Below are 21119 nucleotides of genomic sequence, written 5' to 3' on the forward strand. Positions count from 1 at the left end.
AAAAATAATAAATCATCATTTTGGGATTAATGGCATCAGCTTGCTGAAGTCATAGGAGTATTTATGCGCGTGTATCTTCACCTGCTGATATTGGCATTGACCAGTTCAGCAATCTTCACCAGTTCGGCTTCAGAAATTGTCCAGAGTAAAGGTCGGTTCGACGACAAATTTCGACAACTTGAAGAGAGCCTTCCCACACCAAATGATTATCGCAATGCTGCTGGCGAACCAGGTAAAGAATATTGGCAACAACAAGTAGATTATAAAATCAATGTCACATTAGATGAACAAAAGCGTGCTATTCAAGGTGAGCAAGTCATTACTTATCATAATAATTCTCCGTATACGCTTAAATATCTGTGGTTCCAATTAGAACAAAATCGTTTTAAATCTGACTCAATTGCTGAACGAAGCAGCGCCTTTTATGGGGTTGATGGGAGCGTTAGGGCTGAGAACACTTATGGCGATAGCGCATTTGCAAAGATCAGCCTGCAAGATCTTCGTCGGCAACAATTTTTAGCCGACAATAACTTGGGTTACCAAATTGCGGCGGTAACCGGTGCCAATAAAAAACCACTGAAATACACCATAGTTGGCGCTCAAATGCGGGTCGATTTACCGACGCCCCTAAACAGCAAGCAATCGACGCAACTGCGCATTAATTACGGCTACAATATTTTAGAAGAAGATGCCGTAGGTGCTCGCTCTGGATATGAGCATTTTCCAGACGATAATCGTGAAGGTGGCAATGACATCTTCTTATTAGCGCAGTGGTTTCCGCGAGTCGCCAGTTATTCAGATTACGAAGCATGGCATAACAAAGAATTCTTAGGCAGCGGCGAGTTTACGCTCGAGTTTGGTAATTACGATGTGAGCATGACAGTACCTAGTGACCATATTGTGGCCGCTACCGGCGTGCTCCAAAACAGTAAAAGCGTGCTGTCATCTGAACAACTCAAGCGTTTAGATAGCGCCAAAAAAGCTGACAAACCAGTATTTATTGTCTCTAAAGACGAAGCTCTAGCCAATGAATCGAGTACAGCCAAAGGCACTAAAACTTGGCATTTTAAAGCCGAAAATGTGCGTGACTTTGCTTGGGCATCATCACGTAAATTTATCTGGGACGCTCAAGGCTACCAACAAAAAAACAGCCAAAACCCACATGTAATGGCGATGTCGTTTTATCCTAAAGAGGGTGGCGAGCTGTGGCAGCAATATTCAACAGCGGCAGTGATTCATACACTTGAAGTCTATTCACGCTTTACCTTCGATTATCCCTACCCTGCAGCGATCAGTGTTAATGGTCCCGTTGGCGGCATGGAATACCCGATGATCAGCTTTAATGGCCCACGTACTATTTGGCATGAAGATGGCAGTCGCACATACACCTTGGCTGAAAAACAATTCTTAATCGGCGTGGTGATCCACGAAGTCGGTCATAACTATTTTCCGATGATAGTCAACTCGGACGAGCGTCAATGGACTTGGATGGATGAAGGCATAAACAGCTTTTTAGACGGCATTGCCACCCGTGAATGGGACCCTAGTTTATCTTGGGGACGTGAGCCAACTGATGTTATTGAATACATGAAGTCTAATGTCCAAGTTCCGATTATGACTCAGTCAGACAGTGTGTTGCAGCTTGGTCCCAATGCCTACATTAAACCTGCTGTTGCATTAAACATTTTGCGTGAAGTGATATTAGGCCGTGAGCTATTTGATTTTGCCTTTCAAGAATACAGCCGTCGTTGGATGAATAAGCGCCCGACACCAAGCGACTTTTTCCGCACCATGGAAGAAGCCTCTGGGGTTGATTTAGATTGGTTTTTCCGTGGCTGGTTTTACACCACAGATCATGTCGATATCTCGCTAGATCGTATTTATAAACTGCGCTTAGACAGCAATAATCCTGATATTGATTTTGATCGTCGTCGCCAAGATTATAACGATAAACCTATGCCTTATTCGGTTGAACGTAATCAACAAAGTGGCCAAAAAACCTGGGTAGAACTTAATCCAGGTAATACTGATTATCATGACCAACATGATCAATTCAGCGTCACCAATAAAGATCGTAACAAGTACAACAAAAAACACGCCGAACTGGATCCGTGGGAGCAACAAGTCTTGGCGCGGGCATTGAAAGAAGATAAAAACTACTATGTGTTTAACTTCTCCAATCTTGGTGGTTTAGTGATGCCAATTTTGCTCGAACTCACGTTTGAAAATGGTGATACCAAGTCATTGGTGCTGCCAGCTGAAATTTGGCGCCGCTCACCGTTTGAAGTCAGCAAACTGATTGTGACCGACAAAGATAATGTATTAGTGTCTGCTGTGGTTGATCGTCGCGGCGAAACTGCCGATGTGGATATTGAAAATAACTATTATCCTCGTCAAATTATCCCATCACGCATTGAAGCCTTTAAAGAGGAAGAGCGTAAGGGTAATAAGTATCGCGATATCATGCATGACAATAAAGAAGCCCTGAAAGATCCTGTAATTAAAGTGAAGAAAAAGTAATGCGTCAATTGGTTCTAATATTACTGAGTGTTATTGGCTTAAGTTTATTGGCTGGCCAAGCCCATGGCCACCAGCAAAAAGAAGCCTACACCAGTATTGTGTTTAATCAGCGCAGCGGTATGTTGGAAATTCAGCATCGATTTTACTTACACGACGCTGAGCATGCTGCTCAACAAGTCATTGATAGCAATGCCGATTTAATTAGCGATCCCGTGAGTCGTGAAGCTTTTGCATATTACGCTATATCGACATTTTCGATGCAGGATCAGCAGCAACATCCGTTAACCCTGACCTATGTGGGCACTGAGTTACAGGGTAAGTATTTGTGGGTTTATCAGGAAACACCGATCACCACTAATATGGAGGGTTTTTATCTTAAGATGACGACCCTACAAGAATTGTGGTCAGAACAAACTAACCACATTAATGTTGAGCGCAATAAACACGTAACCTCAGCAAGACTGCATATTGCAGATTCTTGGCATTATATTGAAGTGGCAAAAGCCAGCGAATAAACACTGAAAGCTCGAGCCAATATCTAGCGCCCTATTGATGTTCAGTAGGGCGCTTTTTTATTTCTATCTGGCCACATCATCGAGTGCATCGGCCAAAGTTGAGTAAGTAACACACTGCACGCCATCTGGCTTAAAGCCTGCTTTAGCTAAGGTTTTAAGTGGCTGAAATTGAAAATCCGCGAGCAATACTCGGGTATTGTGGTGCTTACATTTCGCAATATACTTATACAATGCAGAAACACCACCAGAATCTAAAATAGACACCCCATCGAAATACAACACCACCCCATCTTGATCAGCGCTCAAATGCGCCAACTCACCAAAGACACTGTCGGCGGCGGCAAAAAATAACGGGCCATTGATTTTAAAGACTTTCCAACGCGGCGGTAATTCAACATGAATATGCTTTTTCTGCTCGCTAATGTCTTGCACCTTGGTCATATCAGCCACTTGTTTCATGAACAACAACGACGCCAAAATGATCCCCGCACTGATCGCAATCACCATGTCGAAGAAGATGGTCAATAACAAGCACACCAGCAATACCAGCACCTCGCTTGCGGGCGCTTTTTTTATAAGATGCACAATCTTAGGGGCTTCGCTCATGTTCCAAGCCACCATAATGAGTAATGCCGACATGCCCGCCATGGGGATATACGCCAAAATAGTACTCAGCGATAACAAAGACACTAATACCACCAGTGCATGGATCATCGCTGCTACCGGACTCACCGCGCCAGCTTTATAATTAGCCGCTGAACGAGCAATGGCCGCTGTAGCAGTAATACCGCCAAAAAATGGCGCGATAATGTTACCGATACCTTGGCCGAGCAGTTCGCTATTAGCACTGTGCTTTTTACCCGACATGCCATCGAGCACCACAGCACACAGTAATGATTCAATTGCCCCCAACATGGCAATCGCAAATGCCGCCGATAATAAATCGCTAGCCAATTGCCAACTGAGTTCAATAGGTAATTCGCCCGACTGGGTCCGCAGCCAAGGCCATTGAAAATCAGGCAACATGGATGGAATACCGGCGCCAATTGATCCATCGGCGAAAGTGAAACTAAAAGTAGAACCAATCGTCGCAACAGGAAAGCCTTGCTGATTGAGCACTAGCGCCACCAGACTGGCAACCACCACAGCCGGAAGATGTGCTGGCACAGGTAACTTGAGCTTAGGCCACAAAATAAACATCACTAACGCACTTAACCCCACCACCAGTGTAGGCAATGACAATGTCGGTAATTCTTGCGTTAATACGGCAACTTTACCGACAAAATTTTCAGGCATGTCACTGATGCTTAGACCGAAAAAATCTTTAACTTGCAGCACAGCAATCACTACCGCAATACCGCCGGTAAAACCTAAGGTGACTGACTCGGGGATATATTGGATATAGCGACCTAGGCGTAACAACGCCATAGCGATGAGTATCACTCCAGACAAAATACTCGCTAGCAATAATCCAGACAGACCATATTGATGCACTATGGGGTAAAGGATCACCACAAACGCCGCAGTAGGACCAGATACGCTATAACGTGAGCCACCGGTCAGCGGGATAATAAACCCGGCAATAATGGCGGTATATAATCCGTATTGCGGTGCAACACCAATAGCAATTGCCAGTGCCATCGCCAGTGGAATGGCAATAATGCCAACCGTTAAACCAGCTAATAAATCTTTAGAGAATGCATTGGCTTTGTAGGGAGCGTCTTTTAACGACTCTCTGAGCGCATGCCCAATACGAAGAGAAAATAAATGTGTGAGGTATTTCATTGCAGCGATCCCATAACCTAGTACGGCGTCAAGATACCCCTCATTATAGGCCGATTACTTTGCAGTACAATCGAATTAAGTTAACACCTAATGATAATATAATTATAATCACATTATAACGATTAGTTTTATCTGAATTGACGTAATCACAAATGACCCGCAAAAAAGCCAGCGATGGTGTCGCTGGCTTTGGCTAGGTAGATATTCATAGTGATTGATAGTGTAAACAATGGCTATCTTTACCCTGTAGCCTAATGTTAAAGAGCAATTTTAACGGCTAAAATCGATAGACACTTTGTGGCCGCGATTAGTATCTAGATTTTGATAATCCCAGTCATATTGCGTAATGAGTCTAGTGGTTAACTCAAGCCCTAAACCAAAGCCGAGCTCTTCAAAGCTATCAGCATAAGAGTCACACTGATTCGCGATACTCACCAATGTGGACGATTGACGAATGGTTACGCTGCCATCAATGGTGTGCTGTAAAGCATTACGGATTATGTTGGTGATAATAATTCGACAGAGAGTATCAGGCAGTTGATGAGTAGAGTCATCGGTTTCAATACTAATTTCAATATTCTTGCCGTGGATTAAATACCTTAACTCTTGCACAAGCTGACGAATAAGCTGACCCAAATTAACGTCGTTCAAGGGTAAGCTTTTACCTTCGCGCCGGGTTAACCACAATAAGGTTTCGGTGAGATCTGTCATGGTGAGCCCTGCACGTTCAATACGGTTAAGCACTTGGGCTTGCTTTTCTGCGCTCCCACCTTTGCTTATCAGCTTTTGCAGTAATTCAGTATTAGTCCGAATAACCGCTATTGGGGTGCGTAACTCATGGCTGGCATAGCCTAAAAATTGTTGCTCACGATCTAAGCTTTCCTGCACAGTGCCTAAACTCGTTTTAACAATATCGGCTAAGGTATTTAATTCGCTAAAATGAAAGTCGGGTATTGGCTGAGCTAATTGCTGGCTATTTAATCCTTTCGCCCAAGTTCTTAAACGCTTCATTGGCCGCGCCACTTTTCGCATCATTAACATCAACACGATAGTAAACATCACAATACCTAAAATTGCAGTCGCTAATATCACCACAAAAAAGGGAATGCCTTTAGGAGGAGACATAGTGCCAGCTTGACTGTCAAAGGTACTGGAGACATATCGCACCTCATTGCCTTTAAGCACTTTTATAACAAAAAAGCCTTTTACAGGAGGCGTGATGGGCGAGCCGCCAATAATGTTTTTATACAAGACGTTAAACTCGCTAGGCTCAGACTTAATATTTTGTTGGATCTCTTCGGGTAGGTCTTGCCAACGTGAAGCCACCGTAAAAAAATGTGATGTTTTTGGCTGACCATCGATAACCTGTTGATCTTGTGCTTGAGCGTACATGGTAGATTGTAGGATTTGGTCCATACCAGAAATAAAATAGTGCACACTGAGCATCGATAAAATTAAAATGGTACTAGTACCAGTAAACAACATGACCAGTAGTACAAAAATTCGCAGGCTCGGGGTTAATTTCATGTAATGGCTATCCTACTGGTTATCTTTAATGGCAAAACCATGACCACTAACGGTATGCAGCAACTTGAGTTCCTGGTTGCCATCAAGGTGTTTACGTAAATTAAACATGTGTACTTTTAAACTATTACTGTCTGGTTGGTCATCTCCCCACACACTTTGCATCAGTTTTTCACGCGACACAGGGTTAGGGCTCGCTCGTATTAACACGTCTAAAATTTTAAACGCTGTCGGCGATAGCTTTAAGCCTACTCCATTGCGAAATGCCTGCTTCTGCTGCAAATCGAGGACCAAATCGGCCACGGTCAGGCGCATAGCTTGACCACTTCGGCGACGGGATAATACTCGAATGCGTACAATGAGCTCTTCCATTGCAAACGGCTTAATGAGGTAATCATCAGCACCTTTGGCAAAGCCGTCGAGCTTATCGTTAAGCGTGTCGCGCGCGGTAAGCATCAGTACTGGTACATCGATACCTTGCAGCCGCAAAGATTCACACACTTGCAAACCGTTCATTTTAGGTAAGTTCAAATCCAATATCACTGCATCATAGCGATTGAGTAAAATCAGATTCAGCCCTGCACTGCCATTGGCAGAATGGTCACAAAGAATACCTTCTAGCTCTAGGTACTCGATCACCGCGGTAGCTAAATCAAGATCGTCTTCAACCAATAACAAATGCAATTTGTCGGTGAACATCGAATATATTCCTCGGTTTACGACGCCACTGAGCTAGTCGTATGATGATTTGGGCGCAGTTTAGCCATAACGTGATTGATAAATGCTTTCGACTCACATTGAATGAGCAACAAAGATGGCGTCAAAATCAAGGTGATGAAGGTAGCAAATAAAATACCATAACCCAGCGCTGCCGCAGCAGGTATTAAAAACTGTGCTTGTGATGAGGTTTCGCCTAACAAAGGTGCTAAACCAGCAAAGGTCGTCACTGAGGTAAGCAATACCGCACGAAGGCGGCTGGTACATGACTCAACAATAGCATCGTGTACCGACAAACCCTCTTCTTTAATCAACTCGTTATAGCGCGATACCAGCAATAGACTGTCGTTTACCACCACGCCACTTAAGGCCAAAATACCATTTAACGATAAAATACTAATGGTTAAGTCATTCCACCAATGGCCTAAAATGGCGCCAACAATACCAAACGGAATCGCGGTCATGATAATCACCGGTTGTATGTATGATTTTAACGGGATGGCTAGCAAGGCATAAATGGCAATTAACGCCAGTACAAACATCGACCCTATCGAGCTTGTGGTTTCAGCTTGTTGCTCAGCTTCACCGGCAAAATTAAAACTCACACCGGGGTATTGCACTGCTAATTGCGGCACTAACGTCTGCTTTAGCTGACTAACAAGCTCGTTTGAGGCAATTTTATCTTTGTCTAGTACAGCACTGATGTATACCGCCCGTTGACTGTCAATACGGGTAATGTTCGACGGTTGGTAATCATTAAAAATCTGCGCCACGTGGCTTAATGGCACAATAGTACCGTCGCTAGTTCGAACATTGGCAAGCTTAATATCTTCGATGGTTTGACGATCTTCATCAGGGTAACGTACTCGAACTTTTACCTCATCTTTACCACGTTGAAAACGCTGTACTACACCGCCGCCAAATGACTGCAATATCTGGCTCGATAAGGTTTCGGTGTCAAATCCTAGGGCACGACCTTGCGCGGTTAATTCAAAACGATATTGCGGCTCGCCTATGTCTAAATTGTTATCGATACCACTGACGCCATCCATGGTTTCTAGCTGCGCTTTTATCGCTTGGCCAACAGCAAAGACGGAATCGGTATCGCTGGCTTTAATTTCCACTTTAAAATTATCGAGCATTTCTTGCTTCGATAATATTTTCAGCTTTTTTATACCTTCCATTTGGCCAACAAGCTCAAGCCATTTTTGGCTAAATTCCTTGAGGCTATAAGGACTGTCTGGCGCTAACTCAACCTGAACTTGGCCCGAGTCACTGCTGCTTGCCATAACATGCAAACTGGTTAAATAGCTGTCCTTATTATGCTGTTGTTCGGCCACCAGCTGAGCATCGACTTGTTTTGCAGCAGTTTCTAAAGTCATTAAATTTTTATAGGTCTGGCCAAAACTGGCGTCATTTTGCATCGAAAAGTCAGCAACTACTGTGTCGCCAGCAATATCAGGGAAAAATGCCACTCGCACGCTACCCGTTATCGGCATACCTGCAACCACAATAAACAGTGCGATAAACAGCAATACCACCGCATAACGAAACCGTAATGCAAACTCAATAAGTGGCTGATAAATCACTCGACTAAACCACTGCAAGCCACTATCGGCAGCATGTTGGATATGATTAAACCATGATTTCTTGGCACTTTTTTGAGTATTAATATGCGCTAAATGCGACGGTAGAATAAATTTAGATTCAACCAACGACAACATCAAACAAATTGCAACGACAGTACCAAACTGGGCATAAATCTGGCCTAAATTACCTTCAACATTAGCTAAGGCAACAAAAGCGACTACTGTGGTTAACACACCAAATATCGTTGGGGTCGCCACTTTTAAAGTACCTTTGATAGTGTTGTCGATGTTGTCGCCGTATTTTTGCCGAGTGCTATAAACACTCTCGCCCACCACCACTGCATCATCGACGACAATCCCCAGCGCCATAATAAATCCAAAAGTGGTCATTTCATTTAGGCTTAAGCCAGCAAAAGTATTGCTCATAAAAAACAAGGTGCCGAAGAACACAAACGGTAACCCTGCAGCAACCCAAAACGCCACTCGCAAGTTTAAAAATAACGCTAAAATAATGAATACCAAAGCGATACCACTCAAGGCATTTTTAACCAATAAGCTCAAGCGTTCGATAATCAGCGTGCTTTTGTCATGCCAAGTAGCAATACTGACGTTATCGGGTAATACATTAGAACTGCGCCATTTTTCGACGACTTGCTTAGCTTGCTCGACAATATCAACAATATCGCCATTTTCGTCCATCACAATTTCAATCGCGCTTGAGTTAGCTTGGTTATAACGCGACAACACAAAGGTATCGTCGGCAAAACCGTCTTTAATAGTCGCAATATCACCTAAGGTTATCAGCGAACCTTGACTGTTGGTGATCACCGGAATCGCCATAAAATCGTCTAATTGGTAAGCTTGCTGTGATACTTTTAGCCGCACGGTTTTGTCGTCGTTATATAGGCTAGTCGAAATGGATGCTGACGATTCGGCATTCACAGCACTGGCCACGGAGGCAAACGTCAGTCCATAGGCTTGCAACTTAGCTTCATCAATTTCTATAGAAATCATCGGCTCAGCTTTGGCTTTAATCTCGAGATCGTGAATGGCTGACTGACTTAATAAATCCGATTTAAGTTGTTCGGCTAATGCCTGCAACGTCGCGCGGTCGGCATCGCCGTAGATCTCAATCCACAAGGCATGATCTTGCATGCGCATTTTATCAATAACGGGTTTTTCAGCTTCACTAGGAAAGTTATAAATCGCATCGACATTGGTTTTAATGTCAGTGAGTAAAGTGTCTAAATCATAAGCGCTGGTTTTCTCAATTATCACACTACTGCCATTGGCGTTGGATGTTGACGTTATCCGTTTTATGCCCGGCACGGTTTCTAATGCATCTTCAATTTTAATGGCTATGCCTTCTTCAGCCAGCACTGGGTCGCCACTGTCGTAAGTCACCGACACGGTTACCCTGTCGGGTTCTAAACTCGGAAAGGCCTCTTTGCGTAAGCTGCCTAAGGAGAAAAGACCCACGATTATCATGGCAATTAACAGCAAGTTAGCCGCTACTGAATTTCTAGCAAACCAGGCTATCGCCCCTGAGTGTGTAGATTGAGATCCCGACATGGCTTAAACCTCTAACTTAGCAAGCACCTTAGTGCCCACTTTAAAGCTGCTTAAAGGGCGCTTAACAATTTGGATTAAGCTCGGTCGACCTCTTTGTTCACTAACAATAGGCAACACATACACAAAACCGTCTTTTTCAAAGGCGATATTGGCAGCTGATTTAGCCAATTGACTGCTATCATTGATAAACCAAATATCACCTTGTTGTGAAATAGCCGACGACGGTAATTGCCATAAATCACTTAATGATTTGCCGTTGATTTGTGCTTTAACAAAGGTGCCTGGATACAAGTGAGTTTGTTGCGTGAGTGGATTGTCGACCACCACAATTAATGAACGTTGACGACTAGTTTGGGTTAAATGTTGTTCAACCCGCTCAATATACCCTTGCCACTGGTTACGGCCATCGGCGCTGTACAAGGTGACATCCCAAGGGGTTTTAGCAAGCTGTGCATTGTCAAACTCTGGCAGGTTTTGCCACTGTAAATCTGACAATGGCACATTAATTTCAACGTCTGCAACGCTGTATAAAGTGCCCAGTTGGGTGCCGGTTTGTACATAACTTCCGGGCTGAATATCACGACTCACCACTAGCGCATCAAATGGCGCAGTAATCTTGGTATAAGCCACATCTTGCTTAGCTTTTTTAAGGATTAACTTGGCGTTCTCTAATGCGGCAGTCGCTTGGGCTAATTGTGGTGTTCTGAGCACTAACGGTGATTCAGGCTCACCAGAAAAACCTGAACGTAACCATTCTGATTTTGCTTGTTCACCTTGGCGTTGTTCCTCGAGTAAATCGAGCTCAGCCTGGGCGACATCGGTTTGCGCTTGCGTTAATGCTTGCTGATAACTGATATCATTAATTTGGCCTAATACTGTGCCTTTTTTAATTACCTGACCGGATTCAAACTGACGATGAACACTGTCAATCTTACCGCTTACTTCGGCGCTTAACGTAAGTTCATAACGTGGTCTTGCTTCACCAAAACCGATGACTTCAGCTTGATATTGTTGTCCGTTGACAGCCACTACCCCCACTTGAGGTAATAATGAGATTGCTGCTGTACTCGCCACTGGGTTAATAGGTTGCTCTGTAGTAGATGCTTGTTGGTTAGGCGCAGGCGGTAATTGCGAGACGGTATAACCTAAGGCAGCAAAAATACTGCCCAATGATAATACGGTGACAATAACGTTTAGACGATTAAGCTTCATGTAATACCCCTAAGCCCAACGCTAGGCCTAAATCAATACGGTTTATAAGACGGTTATAAATGGTGTTAGCAAGTTGCGCTTTAACATCAAAGGTTTGCTGTTGCACGGTTAGTAAATCAAAAATGTCGACTAAGCCTTGACGATACTTTTGCTCGTAACTGACAAAACTGCGCTCGGCGCTGAGTTGCGCTTCAATTAAATGCTGTTGTTGTTTGGCGAGGGAGTATTCTTGGCCCACAGTGTTTTCCACTTCGTTAACCGCATTTAATAGGGTTTCTTGATAGACCCAATAGCGCTGCTCTGTGGTTAATTGGGCTAACTCAGCTTGTGATGATAATTTGCCACCTTGGAACAAGGGCGCAGATAATTGCCCCAGCACACTCCATAAAGGTCCGGTGAGTAATGCATCTGTTGGCGACTGCGCCATGTCGGTCAAACTGGCTGATAAACTGATCGACGGCAACATAGCCTTATAGGCGGCATCGGTACGTAATACTTCGGCTTCAATATTGTAAAATGCAGTTTTAATATCAGGACGTTGACTTAGATTTTGTTGCCCTAGTGAGTTAATGGGATTCAACACAGCAGGAAATTCCGCAGTAATGTTTACCGCTAAATCGTTGCCGGTCCATTGCCCTGTAAGCAAGGTCAAATCACGCTTGCTTTGGGCAAGCTGTTGTTGATAATCGGCTAAGGTAGCTTGTGTACTGGCGACACTAGTATTGGCATTATCGAGATCTTCTAAACTGCCTAAGCCAACACGATAACGCGCTAAAATAAGTGCTTTATTGTTGTCTAATACCGTTAAACGCTGGGTTTCAATCGCCACAAGTTGTTGTTTAAGGCTAATGTCTAACCAACTGCGCATCACGTTGGCGGCGACTAAGTCTTGCGCGCTTTGAAGACTGGCTTGCGTGCTGGCAATGTCTTTTAATGCAGCGTTGCTGCTGTCAGCAATTTTTTGCCATAAATCCAGCTCCCAACTCACGGTAATATCAGTGGTATAACTGTCATCGCTGTCTTCGGTTGAAGTGCCGCTAAAGCTGGCATCTACTGACGGTAAACGGCTAGCAGAAGTAATACCGTGTTGGGCATAGGCCATTTTCAATGCCACTACGCTTTGTTGCAAACTAGGGTTATTCTGCAAAGCAGCAGATATAAAGCTCTGCAATTCAGGCACATTAACCAAATCCGTTAATCGCGCTATCGATTGTGTCGGCACATCTGGTGTCTTTGAGGCCAGCAGCAACTGATCAATTAAACGTTGGCTCGTATCCGCCTCTGCTTGACTGGCTCGGTCAGCGTAATTGACATTATCGACACTGCTGCAGCCCAAAAGGCTCGTCACCATCAGTGCCAGCATCGCTTTTCGTAGCGCCGGTTTTACCATCATCAACTGCATCCCCAAACCTGTGTATTACACAATAATGGCACTAGCATACTGATGGAGGGGTTAAGGCGAGGTTAAGGTGAACGTTGTTAGGTAAATGAATCTCAAAGAGCCATATTGAAATGCGAAAAGCGTAAATACGAACAAAATTATGTTTTATAAATATTCTGTATTTAGCTCTAACTCCCTTTAAGTCGGCGGCTCAGCGCACTTTGACTAATACCCAGTATTTGCGCTGCTGCGGTTTGGTTATTGGCAGTGCGGCTCATGGCTTCGTCCATTAATGCTTGGTTCATCTGCGCTATCGTGGGCAGTTGTTTGGGGAAAATAACGCGGTCTTGCGGCGCTGCCGTTAATGACTTGTGTTCATTAATCGCTTCCATAAAAGCAGAGGTATTAAGCGCTATGCCATCACTTCTGCTCACAGCATCAAAAACCATGCCTTTGAGTTCATGAAGGTTACCAGGAAAATCATAACTGGCGAGTTTGGGCGCTAAATCGGGAGGCTGAATAGGCGCAGGTAGATTCATTTCAGCGGCAGCAAGGGCGATGAAATGATTGATTAACATAGCAATGTCTAACTGCCGTTCTGCTAACGGTGGTAATTTAATTTTATGAGCCCGTAAGCGGTAGAGTAAATCGCTTCTAAACTCACCAGCTTGGTGTAGTTTGAGTAAGTCATCTTGAGTCGATACCACAAACTTACATTTAACCGGATAAGCGGTGTCGCTGCCTAAAGGGTAATATTGTTTAGTGTCTAACAGCGCTAATAGCTTAACTTGAGCATCCAGAGGCAACGCGCCTATTTCATTCAAATACAGCACCCCACTTCCGACTTGATGCAATAGGCCTGCAACCGCTTCAAGCTCGCCATTATGGTGATGATACAGCTGGCCACTCATTTTTTGCTCAAAGGACTCGCTACTAATACCGGCAAGATTAATGCTAATAAAAGGTTCATTCGGGTTATAAAGCGCATGGCAAGATTTGGCGAACTCGCTTTTGCCAGTGCCGCTTTCACCATAAATTAGCAAGGGTTCAGGGCTACAAGATACGGCTTCAAGATAACGAAATTGATCTAATAACTGTGGCTCACAAGTTAAAATATTATTGAACGCTTGCGGGTTATCTAGAGTACGACTTAAGAATTTTTCTTTGATATACAGGTAGTTTCTTTCAAGCCCAACCACTTCTAGCGCTCGGCGTACCGTACGCGCGAGATTATCGACATTGTCTGTTTTGATAAAGTAGTCATAAGCGCCATTTTTAATACAGCGCACTGCGGTATCAACCTCATTCACCCCAGTCACAATAATCACCCGAGTATTGGGAAAGTCACTGCGGATCATCGCTAACAGCTCTTCGCCAGAGTGAAATGGCATAGTAAGATCGACCAGTACTAGCGCATAATCACCCACTTGTAAGCGGCTGTGTACTTGACGGCTGTCTAGACAAGTATCTATGTCAGCCTCAGGAACGAGACGGTTAAGGGTTATCGCCAGTGTGCGTAACCAGGCGGCTTCGTCGTCGATTAACAGAATATTTCTGGCCAATTTCATATGTGTTGTTCCAATGCAAAAATCAGACTAATTTGCGTGCCTTTACCTAAACTCGACTGCATCTGCATTTCGCCTTGATGCTCTTTAATTATTTTACTGCATACCGATAAACCCAAACCACTACCGCCCTCGTTGCGACGGGTGGTAAAAAAGGGCTCGGTAATACGTTTGAGCGTGGCGCTATTCATGCCGCAACCGTTATCGATAATGCTCAATATTGCCGTATTGCCAGCAATGCGAGTTTCTATAATAATCTCGCCATGTTGTTCAGTGCAGGCATGACAAGCATTTTGAATAAGGTTGATTAATACCTGATGTAACTGTTGCGCATCGCCCTTAATTATAGGACTAGGTTGACATAACCTCATGCTGATCTGATGGACCTTGGTTTGATTGGCAGTAAGACGCTGGGCAACTTGAACCACGTCATTTAGGCATACTCGAGCATATTGATCGGCAATATGCGGCATGGCATAACGTTTTAAGTCATTAACAATTCGGCTGATACGTTTGGCGCCCTCTTCAATAGAGCCGCAACTGTACTGAAGCTCTTCAATGGCAACATCTGGGGTTAATCCTGCAATAAGCCAAAAAGGATTTTGTTGCTGATAGTGCCTTGCTGCTGGGGTTAAGTCTTTTAAGGCCGCGGTAAATAATGATACCGCATGCACAATCAGGCCGGTTGGATTATTGATTTCATGAGCAATTCCCGCAGACAACTCCCCTAGTGACGCTAAGCGGCTAACTTCTTCATTTGCTTGCCTCAATCTATGCTGTTCAGTGGTTTCCTCAAGTAGAATCACCACTTGTTTTTCTGCAATAGGATGGATTTGTAATTGCCAAAACTGCTGTTGATAGCGCATCTCTGCAATCAAAGGGGTTTGGCTAGAGAGTACCTCGAGCACCGCCGTTTTAAGAACAAATGCATGGTTGTCGATATAGTAAAATGCTGCTGAATCTAACAAATGAATATTGTTATCGTTACTCCATAAATGCTGCAAGTCTTGGTTTACTATGGTTACACCATTGGGGATGCCATCGAGAACAGATTGGAACTGTTTAGACAGTTCAGATATCTCAGCTTCAATGCGCCTGCGCTGAATGAGTTCGGCATCAAGGGCTTTAGTATGACGGCGTAAACTAGCGCTTATCAATCCGGTGAAAATCATCCCGATAGCAGAAATAATCGCCACTAAAATGGCTAGAGCAAACATGCGCTTTTCAGAAGAGGTTAAATCCACTTTTTCACGCCCGGTACCAAACCATTTATTAACCAGTCTGTCGTATTCGCCTGATAATTTTAACTGCCTAAGCGCTTCATTAATTTGATACATGAGTTCAGTTTTCGACTCATTAGCGACAAAATTAAACGCGCCATAAATGAGGGCATCACTCGAACTGCGCACCGATGGATACAACGGAAGTAAACGCCGCGCAACAAAGCTTTCAGCAATCACCACGTCGACTTGATTTTTAATCAGTAATTGAAAACCGGTTTCATACAAATCAACATCCACGCGGTCGAAATTTTGCAAATGGTCAGATAAAAACACATCAACAAAAGCGCCTTTTTTAATGGCCACCCGCTTACCAATTAAATCTGCCCAACTGTTAATTAACCCCTTACCCTGCAAAGTATAAGCTTTAGCGTGGGTAGCATAGATAGGATCAGATTGAGCTAACTTGCGATCCATGTTCACCGGGCTCACCACAACAATCACGTCAATATCGCTGTTAGGGTTATACACATCTTGAACTAATTGCTGAAAACTCTTACGCCGCACAAGAATGCGCTTGTTAGTAAGCTGACCAATTCTATCCATCAACTCAATGTTAAATCCTTGATCCACTCCGTTATTACGCCACTCTAATGGCGCTGTTTTTGAATGCACACCTAGCACAATGCTGTCTTGCGCGAATGCAGGAAAAGTGAGGGTAATAACTAATAGTAATAGGATCTTCATACTGCGATGTTAACTATTTCGCTCATTTGAAACTGTGCCGCATTCCGCGAATTAGTAAATCATTATGTACCTTTTACCTAAATATTAATTCGATGTGATCTAGCGCCACATAAGCTATGCAAAAGTGCATATACGCCCTTATAGCTATGCATCTTTGCATAGCACCTTTTCATGCTTGTGATTGAGTTGTCATTTCTGTCACTGCTGGTGTTTATCTTATTGCTGGTTTTAGTGGCATGGATAAAGATTAAGGTAAGCAGAAGTAACCGCTGAACAACTTAACACCTAATTTTAGACCGAACTTTTAAAGTGAAGTGATCTCACTTCAGCCACACTAAAACAATAACTGGCTTTTATACCTAATCAACTAAGCATCATTAGGTTTAGAAGGAGGAGCAAAAATGAAAAAAATGAAACTTGCAGTCTGCCTTGCCACGCTAATGGGCACAGCAGGCCTAATGGGCAACGCTGTTGCGGCTGATAACTTAGCTGAATTCCATGAGCAAAACCAAGAGTGTGATAGCTGTCATACTCCAGATGGCGAGCTATCAAACGACAGCTTAACCTATGAAAATGCCCAATGTGTTTCTTGCCATGGCACTTTAGCTGAAGTGGCTGAAACCACAAAACATGAACATTACAATGCCCATGCTTCACATTTTCCTGGTGAAGTGGCTTGTACCTCATGTCACAGCGCGCACGAAAAATCGATGGTGTACTGTGATTCTTGCCACAGCTTCGATTTCAATATGCCATATGCTAAAAAATGGAAACGTGACGAACCCACTATTGCTGAACTGGCCAAAGATAAAGCAGAACGTCAGGCTGCTCTTGCTAGTGCACCTCACGATACGGTTGATGTAGTGGTTGTCGGTTCTGGTGGCGCAGGTTTCTCTGCGGCAATATCGGCAACAGATAATGGTGCGAAAGTCATTCTGATTGAAAAAGAGCCGGTTATCGGCGGTAACGCTAAATTGGCTGCAGGTGGCATGAACGCTGCTTGGACTGATCAACAAAAAGCCAAAGAAATTAAAGATAGCCCTGAGCTAATGTTCAAAGACACCATGAAAGGCGGCCGTGATATAAACGATCCAGCATTAGTTGAAGTCTTAAGCTCACACTCTAAAGGCTCAGTTGATTGGATGACCAAAATGGGCGCCGATTTAACCGATGTTGGCATGATGGGTGGTGCATCGGTTAAGCGTGCACACCGTCCAACTGGTGGCGCAGGTGTGGGTGCTCATGTTGTTCAAGTGCTTTATGATAATGCCGTAAAACGCAATATCGACTTACGCATGAACACTCGTGGCATTGAAGTACTTAAAGATGACAGCGGCAAAGTGAAAGGTATTCTGGTTAAGGGAATGTATAAAGGTTACTACTGGGTGAAAGCCGATGCAGTCATCTTAGCAACGGGTGGTTTCGCTAAAAATAACGAACGTGTCGCTAAGCTTGATCCTTCATTAAAAGGCTTTATCTCTACTAACCAACCTGGTGCTGTAGGTGATGGTCTGGATGTGGCTGAAAATGCTGGTGGCGCTTTGAAAGACATGGAATACATCCAAGCTCATCCAACACTATCAGTAAAAGGTGGCGTAATGGTCACTGAAGCGGTACGTGGTAATGGTGCGATTTTGGTTAACCGTGAAGGTAAGCGTTTCGTCAACGAAATTACCACTCGTGATAAAGCATCTGCGGCAATCTTAGCGCAAACGGGTAAATCAGCTTATTTGATTTTTGATGACTCTGTACGTAAATCACTGTCTAAAATCGATAAGTATATTGGTTTAGGTGTTGCACCATCGGCAGACAGCTTAGTGAAATTAGGCAAGATGGAAGGTATTGACGGTAAAGCGTTAACCGAAACAGTTGCACGTTATAATAGCTTAGTGAGCAGCGGTAAAGATACTGATTTTGAGCGTCCAAATCTACCTCGTGCACTAAACGAAGGTAACTACTATGCAATCGAAGTGACACCTGGGGTTCACCACACTATGGGTGGCGTGATGATCGACACCAAAACTGAAGTCATGAATGCTCAGAAACAGGTTATACCTGGCTTGTATGGCGCTGGTGAAGTCACTGGTGGTGTTCATGGTGCTAACCGCTTAGGTGGCAATGCAATTTCAGGCATCATCACCTTCGGTCGCTTAGCAGGTGAAGAAGCGGCAAAATATTCTAAAAAGAACTAATCGATTTAGAATTAACTGACTCGCTAGTATCAGTAAGCCACAGTTCATTACTGTGGCTTTTTTTATGCGTCAATATCTCCAAACCTGACCAATTAACGCGTCAATAGCGGGCCTGTTGCAAGTCTTCTCATGTAAAAAATAACGCAGTTAGCAAGGCAAAGAGCTGTTTGCGAGGCATTTGTTATCCCGAGTTCAGGTTAATTAATGCATAATCGATGGCACAGTAAATTTTGCATTAACTCACTAGCTAATATACAACGCTAACTTACAAAGCTATCAAAGGATAATAATGAAACAGTCTATAGTTCACATCGCGCTAGTGGTGAATGATTACGATGAAGCCATCGATTTTTATGTCAATAAATTGAAGTTTGAATTGATTGAAGACACCTATCAAGCAGAACAAGACAAACGCTGGGTTGTAGTCGCACCTCCGGGTTCAAACGGGGTATCTTTGCTGTTAGCGCGGGCATCAAAACCAGAGCAACATGATTTTATTGGTAACCAAGCTGGCGGACGGGTATTTCTTTTTTTGAATACCGATGACTTTTGGCGCGACTATAACCGCATGCAACTTGATGGGATTAAGTTTGTGCGCCCGCCTCAAGAGCAAGACTATGGCACTGTGGCGGTATTTGAAGATCTTTATGGCAATCTTTGGGATTTACTGCAGTTAAATGATAAACATCCGAAATAGATAATTAAACCATTCATAATTCCAGCAAAATTATAACGACACACTTGATTCTTACACCGAGGAAATCAGCGTAAATCATTTTATGCTGACAACCTAAACCACATATTGTGCAAGCTAACTGACATAAAAAAGCCAGTTGGATATTCCAACTGGCTTAACAAAACGTCACTCTATTTTAGAGCTAGTCTATATGCTGTAACCCAATTACAAAGCAAATTTATAGTAGACGTAAAAACGAGTGTCAGTTAGGTCATCGCCTGTAGAGTAATTAACAATGGCATGACGTGCGCGTACACTTAGACCATTTACAAACTGAGAAAGATCGTAAGTAACAGACAAGTCGGTTTCATCAATGTCTTTACTTGAATCACCATCAATCTGATAACTAGCCCAGTTAAGATATGTGCTCACACCACTGAGAGCAGAGTCAGGTGCAAAGTTGTATGCTAGCTGAGCACCGTAACCTTCTTCATTAGCACGCGAAGACTGAACCACCTGCTGAATGATCACTTTTTCATCACCAAATGGGGCAACAACATCGCCATCACCGGTTTTTGCGTACTTAATCGTGGCATCAAACCCACTCCATTTCATCCCTAAATGGAACCCAGCCTGGTAAGTGTCAAACTGTGCAGCGCTCTGATCTAGCTTACCTGTAGAGTCTTGTTTTAAATAAGACGGAATGAAGTACCAGTTGGCAGCGCCCATTTTACCGCTCATGTCCAATTTCACATGATACTGATTGTAAACGTCTTCCATGGAGTAGTACCACAGACTGGTTTTGGCTTTGACCGCATTTAACGGCAGATTGTAATCTAAACCTAAGGCGTAAATAGGGTTGTCTTCAACATCGATGAAAACGCCCTTACGTGCAAATTCCCCCCGGATACCATCAGCCACACTAGCAAACTCTTCGTTGGTCCAGCCCATGTAATCAGTGATATACAGCGCTGACACGCCCAAGTTCTCAATTGAGGTATTCTTAATACTGGCACCGCGATAGGTAAACGGGATTGCTCTTAATGGGAACGGGTTCATCATGGGAGTTCGTAACTCTTGCGCACCAACCACTATTTTAGTGTCGTACCAGTTGCCGCTAACAAAGTATTCTTGCAAACGGTTAACAGATGTACGTTCAACCTTAGAGCCCGGCGCTCCACCACCAACAAGGCCATACAGACCATCATCGTTTGCATCCCAAATTGGGTTAGCTGAAGCAAATGAACTGCCAAAGCTTATACCGTTAGCTTCTCCGGATCGCAGGTAGAAAAGACCACCGAATGATGTATCACGTCGATCAGTACTATCGCCATCAAAGTTACGTTGGAAGTCAAATAATTGAAATTGACCATTTACACTGCCGTCATTAAATAAATTGGCCATTGGCTCGGCCGCAAAGGCTGGGCTTGCTGCTAGGCATGCCACAACCAAAGGTAGTAGTTTTGTTTTCATCATCATTTTTCTCATCCTAATTATTGTTAACTGTTCTTATGGTCGAGATATTAAGTTGCCAAATGGCCGACTTATGGCACAACAAAGTCAAAACGAAGGTGGCAACTGCCACAGTAGTTCTCTGACTTTTGGTGTACGCTGTGACATTTAAGGCAGTCAGTTTCAGTGCCAAAATGACGATTTTCATGTGGATTTGTAGGTTTCACATTCTTGGTTTTGGCTGCTAGCTTTTGGGTGTTATGACATGTCACGCATTTAGACATAGTCACTGGTTGACGAATTTCAGCTTTACCGTGGCAGCTAGCACATTTGAGTCCTTTAGCCGCATGAGTTTGATCCAATAAGGTGTTATTGTTTGCCATTGCACCGCTTGCGAAAAAGCTCAATGCAAGACAAAGCATGATGTTGCGCAGTGTTAATTTCTTCATTGT

Annotated in this window: 14 protein-coding genes; 4 read left to right on the forward strand and 10 right to left on the reverse strand. The window is 43.7% G+C overall.

Annotated features, from left to right (window positions below; all coding sequences use genetic code 11):
* The first annotated feature begins 63 nt into the window (after positions 1-63).
* Complete coding sequence (locus H5185_RS01705) at positions 64-2520, forward strand: M1 family metallopeptidase (RefSeq protein WP_182741170.1); 2457 nt, start codon at positions 64-66, stop codon at positions 2518-2520.
* On the forward strand, positions 2520-3035 hold the full coding sequence (locus tag H5185_RS01710) for a DUF6702 family protein (RefSeq protein WP_124015259.1): 516 nt from the start codon (positions 2520-2522) through the stop codon (positions 3033-3035). Before H5185_RS01705 ends, H5185_RS01710 begins: the two co-directional genes overlap by 1 nt.
* Positions 3036-3098: 63 nt before the next feature.
* Here the strand turns inward: H5185_RS01710 and dauA are convergent, their stop codons facing one another.
* From dauA to H5185_RS01750, 8 genes are all read right to left on the reverse strand, one after another.
* On the reverse strand, positions 3099-4820 hold the full coding sequence (gene dauA / locus H5185_RS01715; protein WP_182741171.1) for a C4-dicarboxylic acid transporter DauA: 1722 nt from the start codon (positions 4818-4820) through the stop codon (positions 3099-3101).
* A 270-nt stretch (positions 4821-5090) separates the two neighbouring features.
* On the reverse strand, positions 5091-6347 hold the full coding sequence (locus tag H5185_RS01720) for a HAMP domain-containing sensor histidine kinase (protein ID WP_182741172.1): 1257 nt from the start codon (positions 6345-6347) through the stop codon (positions 5091-5093).
* 12 nt (positions 6348-6359) lie between these two features.
* Positions 6360-7043, reverse strand: coding sequence for a response regulator transcription factor (locus H5185_RS01725; RefSeq protein WP_182741173.1), 684 nt, complete (start codon positions 7041-7043; stop codon positions 6360-6362).
* A 17-nt stretch (positions 7044-7060) separates the two neighbouring features.
* On the reverse strand, positions 7061-10222 hold the full coding sequence (locus H5185_RS01730) for an efflux RND transporter permease subunit (RefSeq protein ID WP_182741174.1): 3162 nt from the start codon (positions 10220-10222) through the stop codon (positions 7061-7063).
* Between the two features lie 3 nt (positions 10223-10225).
* Complete coding sequence (locus H5185_RS01735; RefSeq protein ID WP_182741175.1) at positions 10226-11434, reverse strand: efflux RND transporter periplasmic adaptor subunit; 1209 nt, start codon at positions 11432-11434, stop codon at positions 10226-10228.
* A complete protein-coding gene (locus H5185_RS01740) occupies positions 11424-12827 on the reverse strand; it encodes a TolC family protein (protein ID WP_182741176.1) in 1404 nt (467 codons plus the stop codon). The genes H5185_RS01735 and H5185_RS01740 overlap by 11 nt, the downstream gene beginning before the upstream one ends.
* A 176-nt stretch (positions 12828-13003) precedes the next feature.
* The gene (locus H5185_RS01745) at positions 13004-14383 is read right to left on the reverse strand and encodes a sigma-54 dependent transcriptional regulator (RefSeq protein WP_182741177.1); all 1380 of its coding nucleotides are present in this window, start codon (positions 14381-14383) and stop codon (positions 13004-13006) included.
* Positions 14380-16347, reverse strand: coding sequence for an ATP-binding protein (locus H5185_RS01750; protein ID WP_182741178.1), 1968 nt, complete (start codon positions 16345-16347; stop codon positions 14380-14382). The genes H5185_RS01745 and H5185_RS01750 overlap by 4 nt, the downstream gene beginning before the upstream one ends.
* 401 nt (positions 16348-16748) lie before the next feature.
* On the opposite strand from H5185_RS01750, the gene H5185_RS01755 reads away from it, so the two are divergent.
* The gene (locus H5185_RS01755) at positions 16749-18539 is read left to right on the forward strand and encodes a flavocytochrome c (protein ID WP_124015267.1); all 1791 of its coding nucleotides are present in this window, start codon (positions 16749-16751) and stop codon (positions 18537-18539) included.
* A gap of 289 nt (positions 18540-18828) precedes the next feature.
* Positions 18829-19236 (forward strand): VOC family protein, encoded by a 408-nt coding sequence (locus H5185_RS01760; RefSeq protein WP_124015268.1) that lies wholly within the window; start codon positions 18829-18831, stop codon positions 19234-19236.
* A 204-nt stretch (positions 19237-19440) separates the two neighbouring features.
* On the opposite strand, the gene H5185_RS01765 is transcribed toward H5185_RS01760, so the two are convergent.
* Positions 19441-20694 carry an OprD family outer membrane porin gene (locus H5185_RS01765; protein ID WP_124015269.1) on the reverse strand — a complete coding sequence of 418 codons (1254 nt, stop codon included), beginning with the start codon at positions 20692-20694 and terminating at the stop codon, positions 19441-19443.
* 65 nt (positions 20695-20759) lie between these two features.
* Complete coding sequence (locus H5185_RS01770; RefSeq protein ID WP_182741179.1) at positions 20760-21116, reverse strand: cytochrome c3 family protein; 357 nt, start codon at positions 21114-21116, stop codon at positions 20760-20762.
* Positions 21117-21119: the final 3 nt, after the last annotated feature.

The sequence above is a fragment of the Shewanella sp. SG44-6 genome, from assembly GCF_014164185.1.
Lineage (GTDB): Bacteria > Pseudomonadota > Gammaproteobacteria > Enterobacterales > Shewanellaceae > Shewanella > Shewanella vesiculosa.

Coding starts and splice junctions, on each gene's coding strand:
- H5185_RS01705 (WP_182741170.1), top strand. CDS start 64: ATGCGCGTGTATCTTCACCTGCTGATATTGGCATTGACCAGTTCAGCA.
- H5185_RS01710 (WP_124015259.1), top strand. CDS start 2,520: ATGCGTCAATTGGTTCTAATATTACTGAGTGTTATTGGCTTAAGTTTA.
- dauA (WP_182741171.1), bottom strand. CDS start 4,820: ATGAAATACCTCACACATTTATTTTCTCTTCGTATTGGGCATGCGCTC.
- H5185_RS01720 (WP_182741172.1), bottom strand. CDS start 6,347: ATGAAATTAACCCCGAGCCTGCGAATTTTTGTACTACTGGTCATGTTG.
- H5185_RS01725 (WP_182741173.1), bottom strand. CDS start 7,043: ATGTTCACCGACAAATTGCATTTGTTATTGGTTGAAGACGATCTTGAT.
- H5185_RS01730 (WP_182741174.1), bottom strand. CDS start 10,222: ATGTCGGGATCTCAATCTACACACTCAGGGGCGATAGCCTGGTTTGCT.
- H5185_RS01735 (WP_182741175.1), bottom strand. CDS start 11,434: ATGAAGCTTAATCGTCTAAACGTTATTGTCACCGTATTATCATTGGGC.
- H5185_RS01740 (WP_182741176.1), bottom strand. CDS start 12,827: ATGATGGTAAAACCGGCGCTACGAAAAGCGATGCTGGCACTGATGGTG.
- H5185_RS01745 (WP_182741177.1), bottom strand. CDS start 14,383: ATGAAATTGGCCAGAAATATTCTGTTAATCGACGACGAAGCCGCCTGG.
- H5185_RS01750 (WP_182741178.1), bottom strand. CDS start 16,347: ATGAAGATCCTATTACTATTAGTTATTACCCTCACTTTTCCTGCATTC.
- H5185_RS01755 (WP_124015267.1), top strand. CDS start 16,749: ATGAAAAAAATGAAACTTGCAGTCTGCCTTGCCACGCTAATGGGCACA.
- H5185_RS01760 (WP_124015268.1), top strand. CDS start 18,829: ATGAAACAGTCTATAGTTCACATCGCGCTAGTGGTGAATGATTACGAT.
- H5185_RS01765 (WP_124015269.1), bottom strand. CDS start 20,694: ATGATGATGAAAACAAAACTACTACCTTTGGTTGTGGCATGCCTAGCA.
- H5185_RS01770 (WP_182741179.1), bottom strand. CDS start 21,116: ATGAAGAAATTAACACTGCGCAACATCATGCTTTGTCTTGCATTGAGC.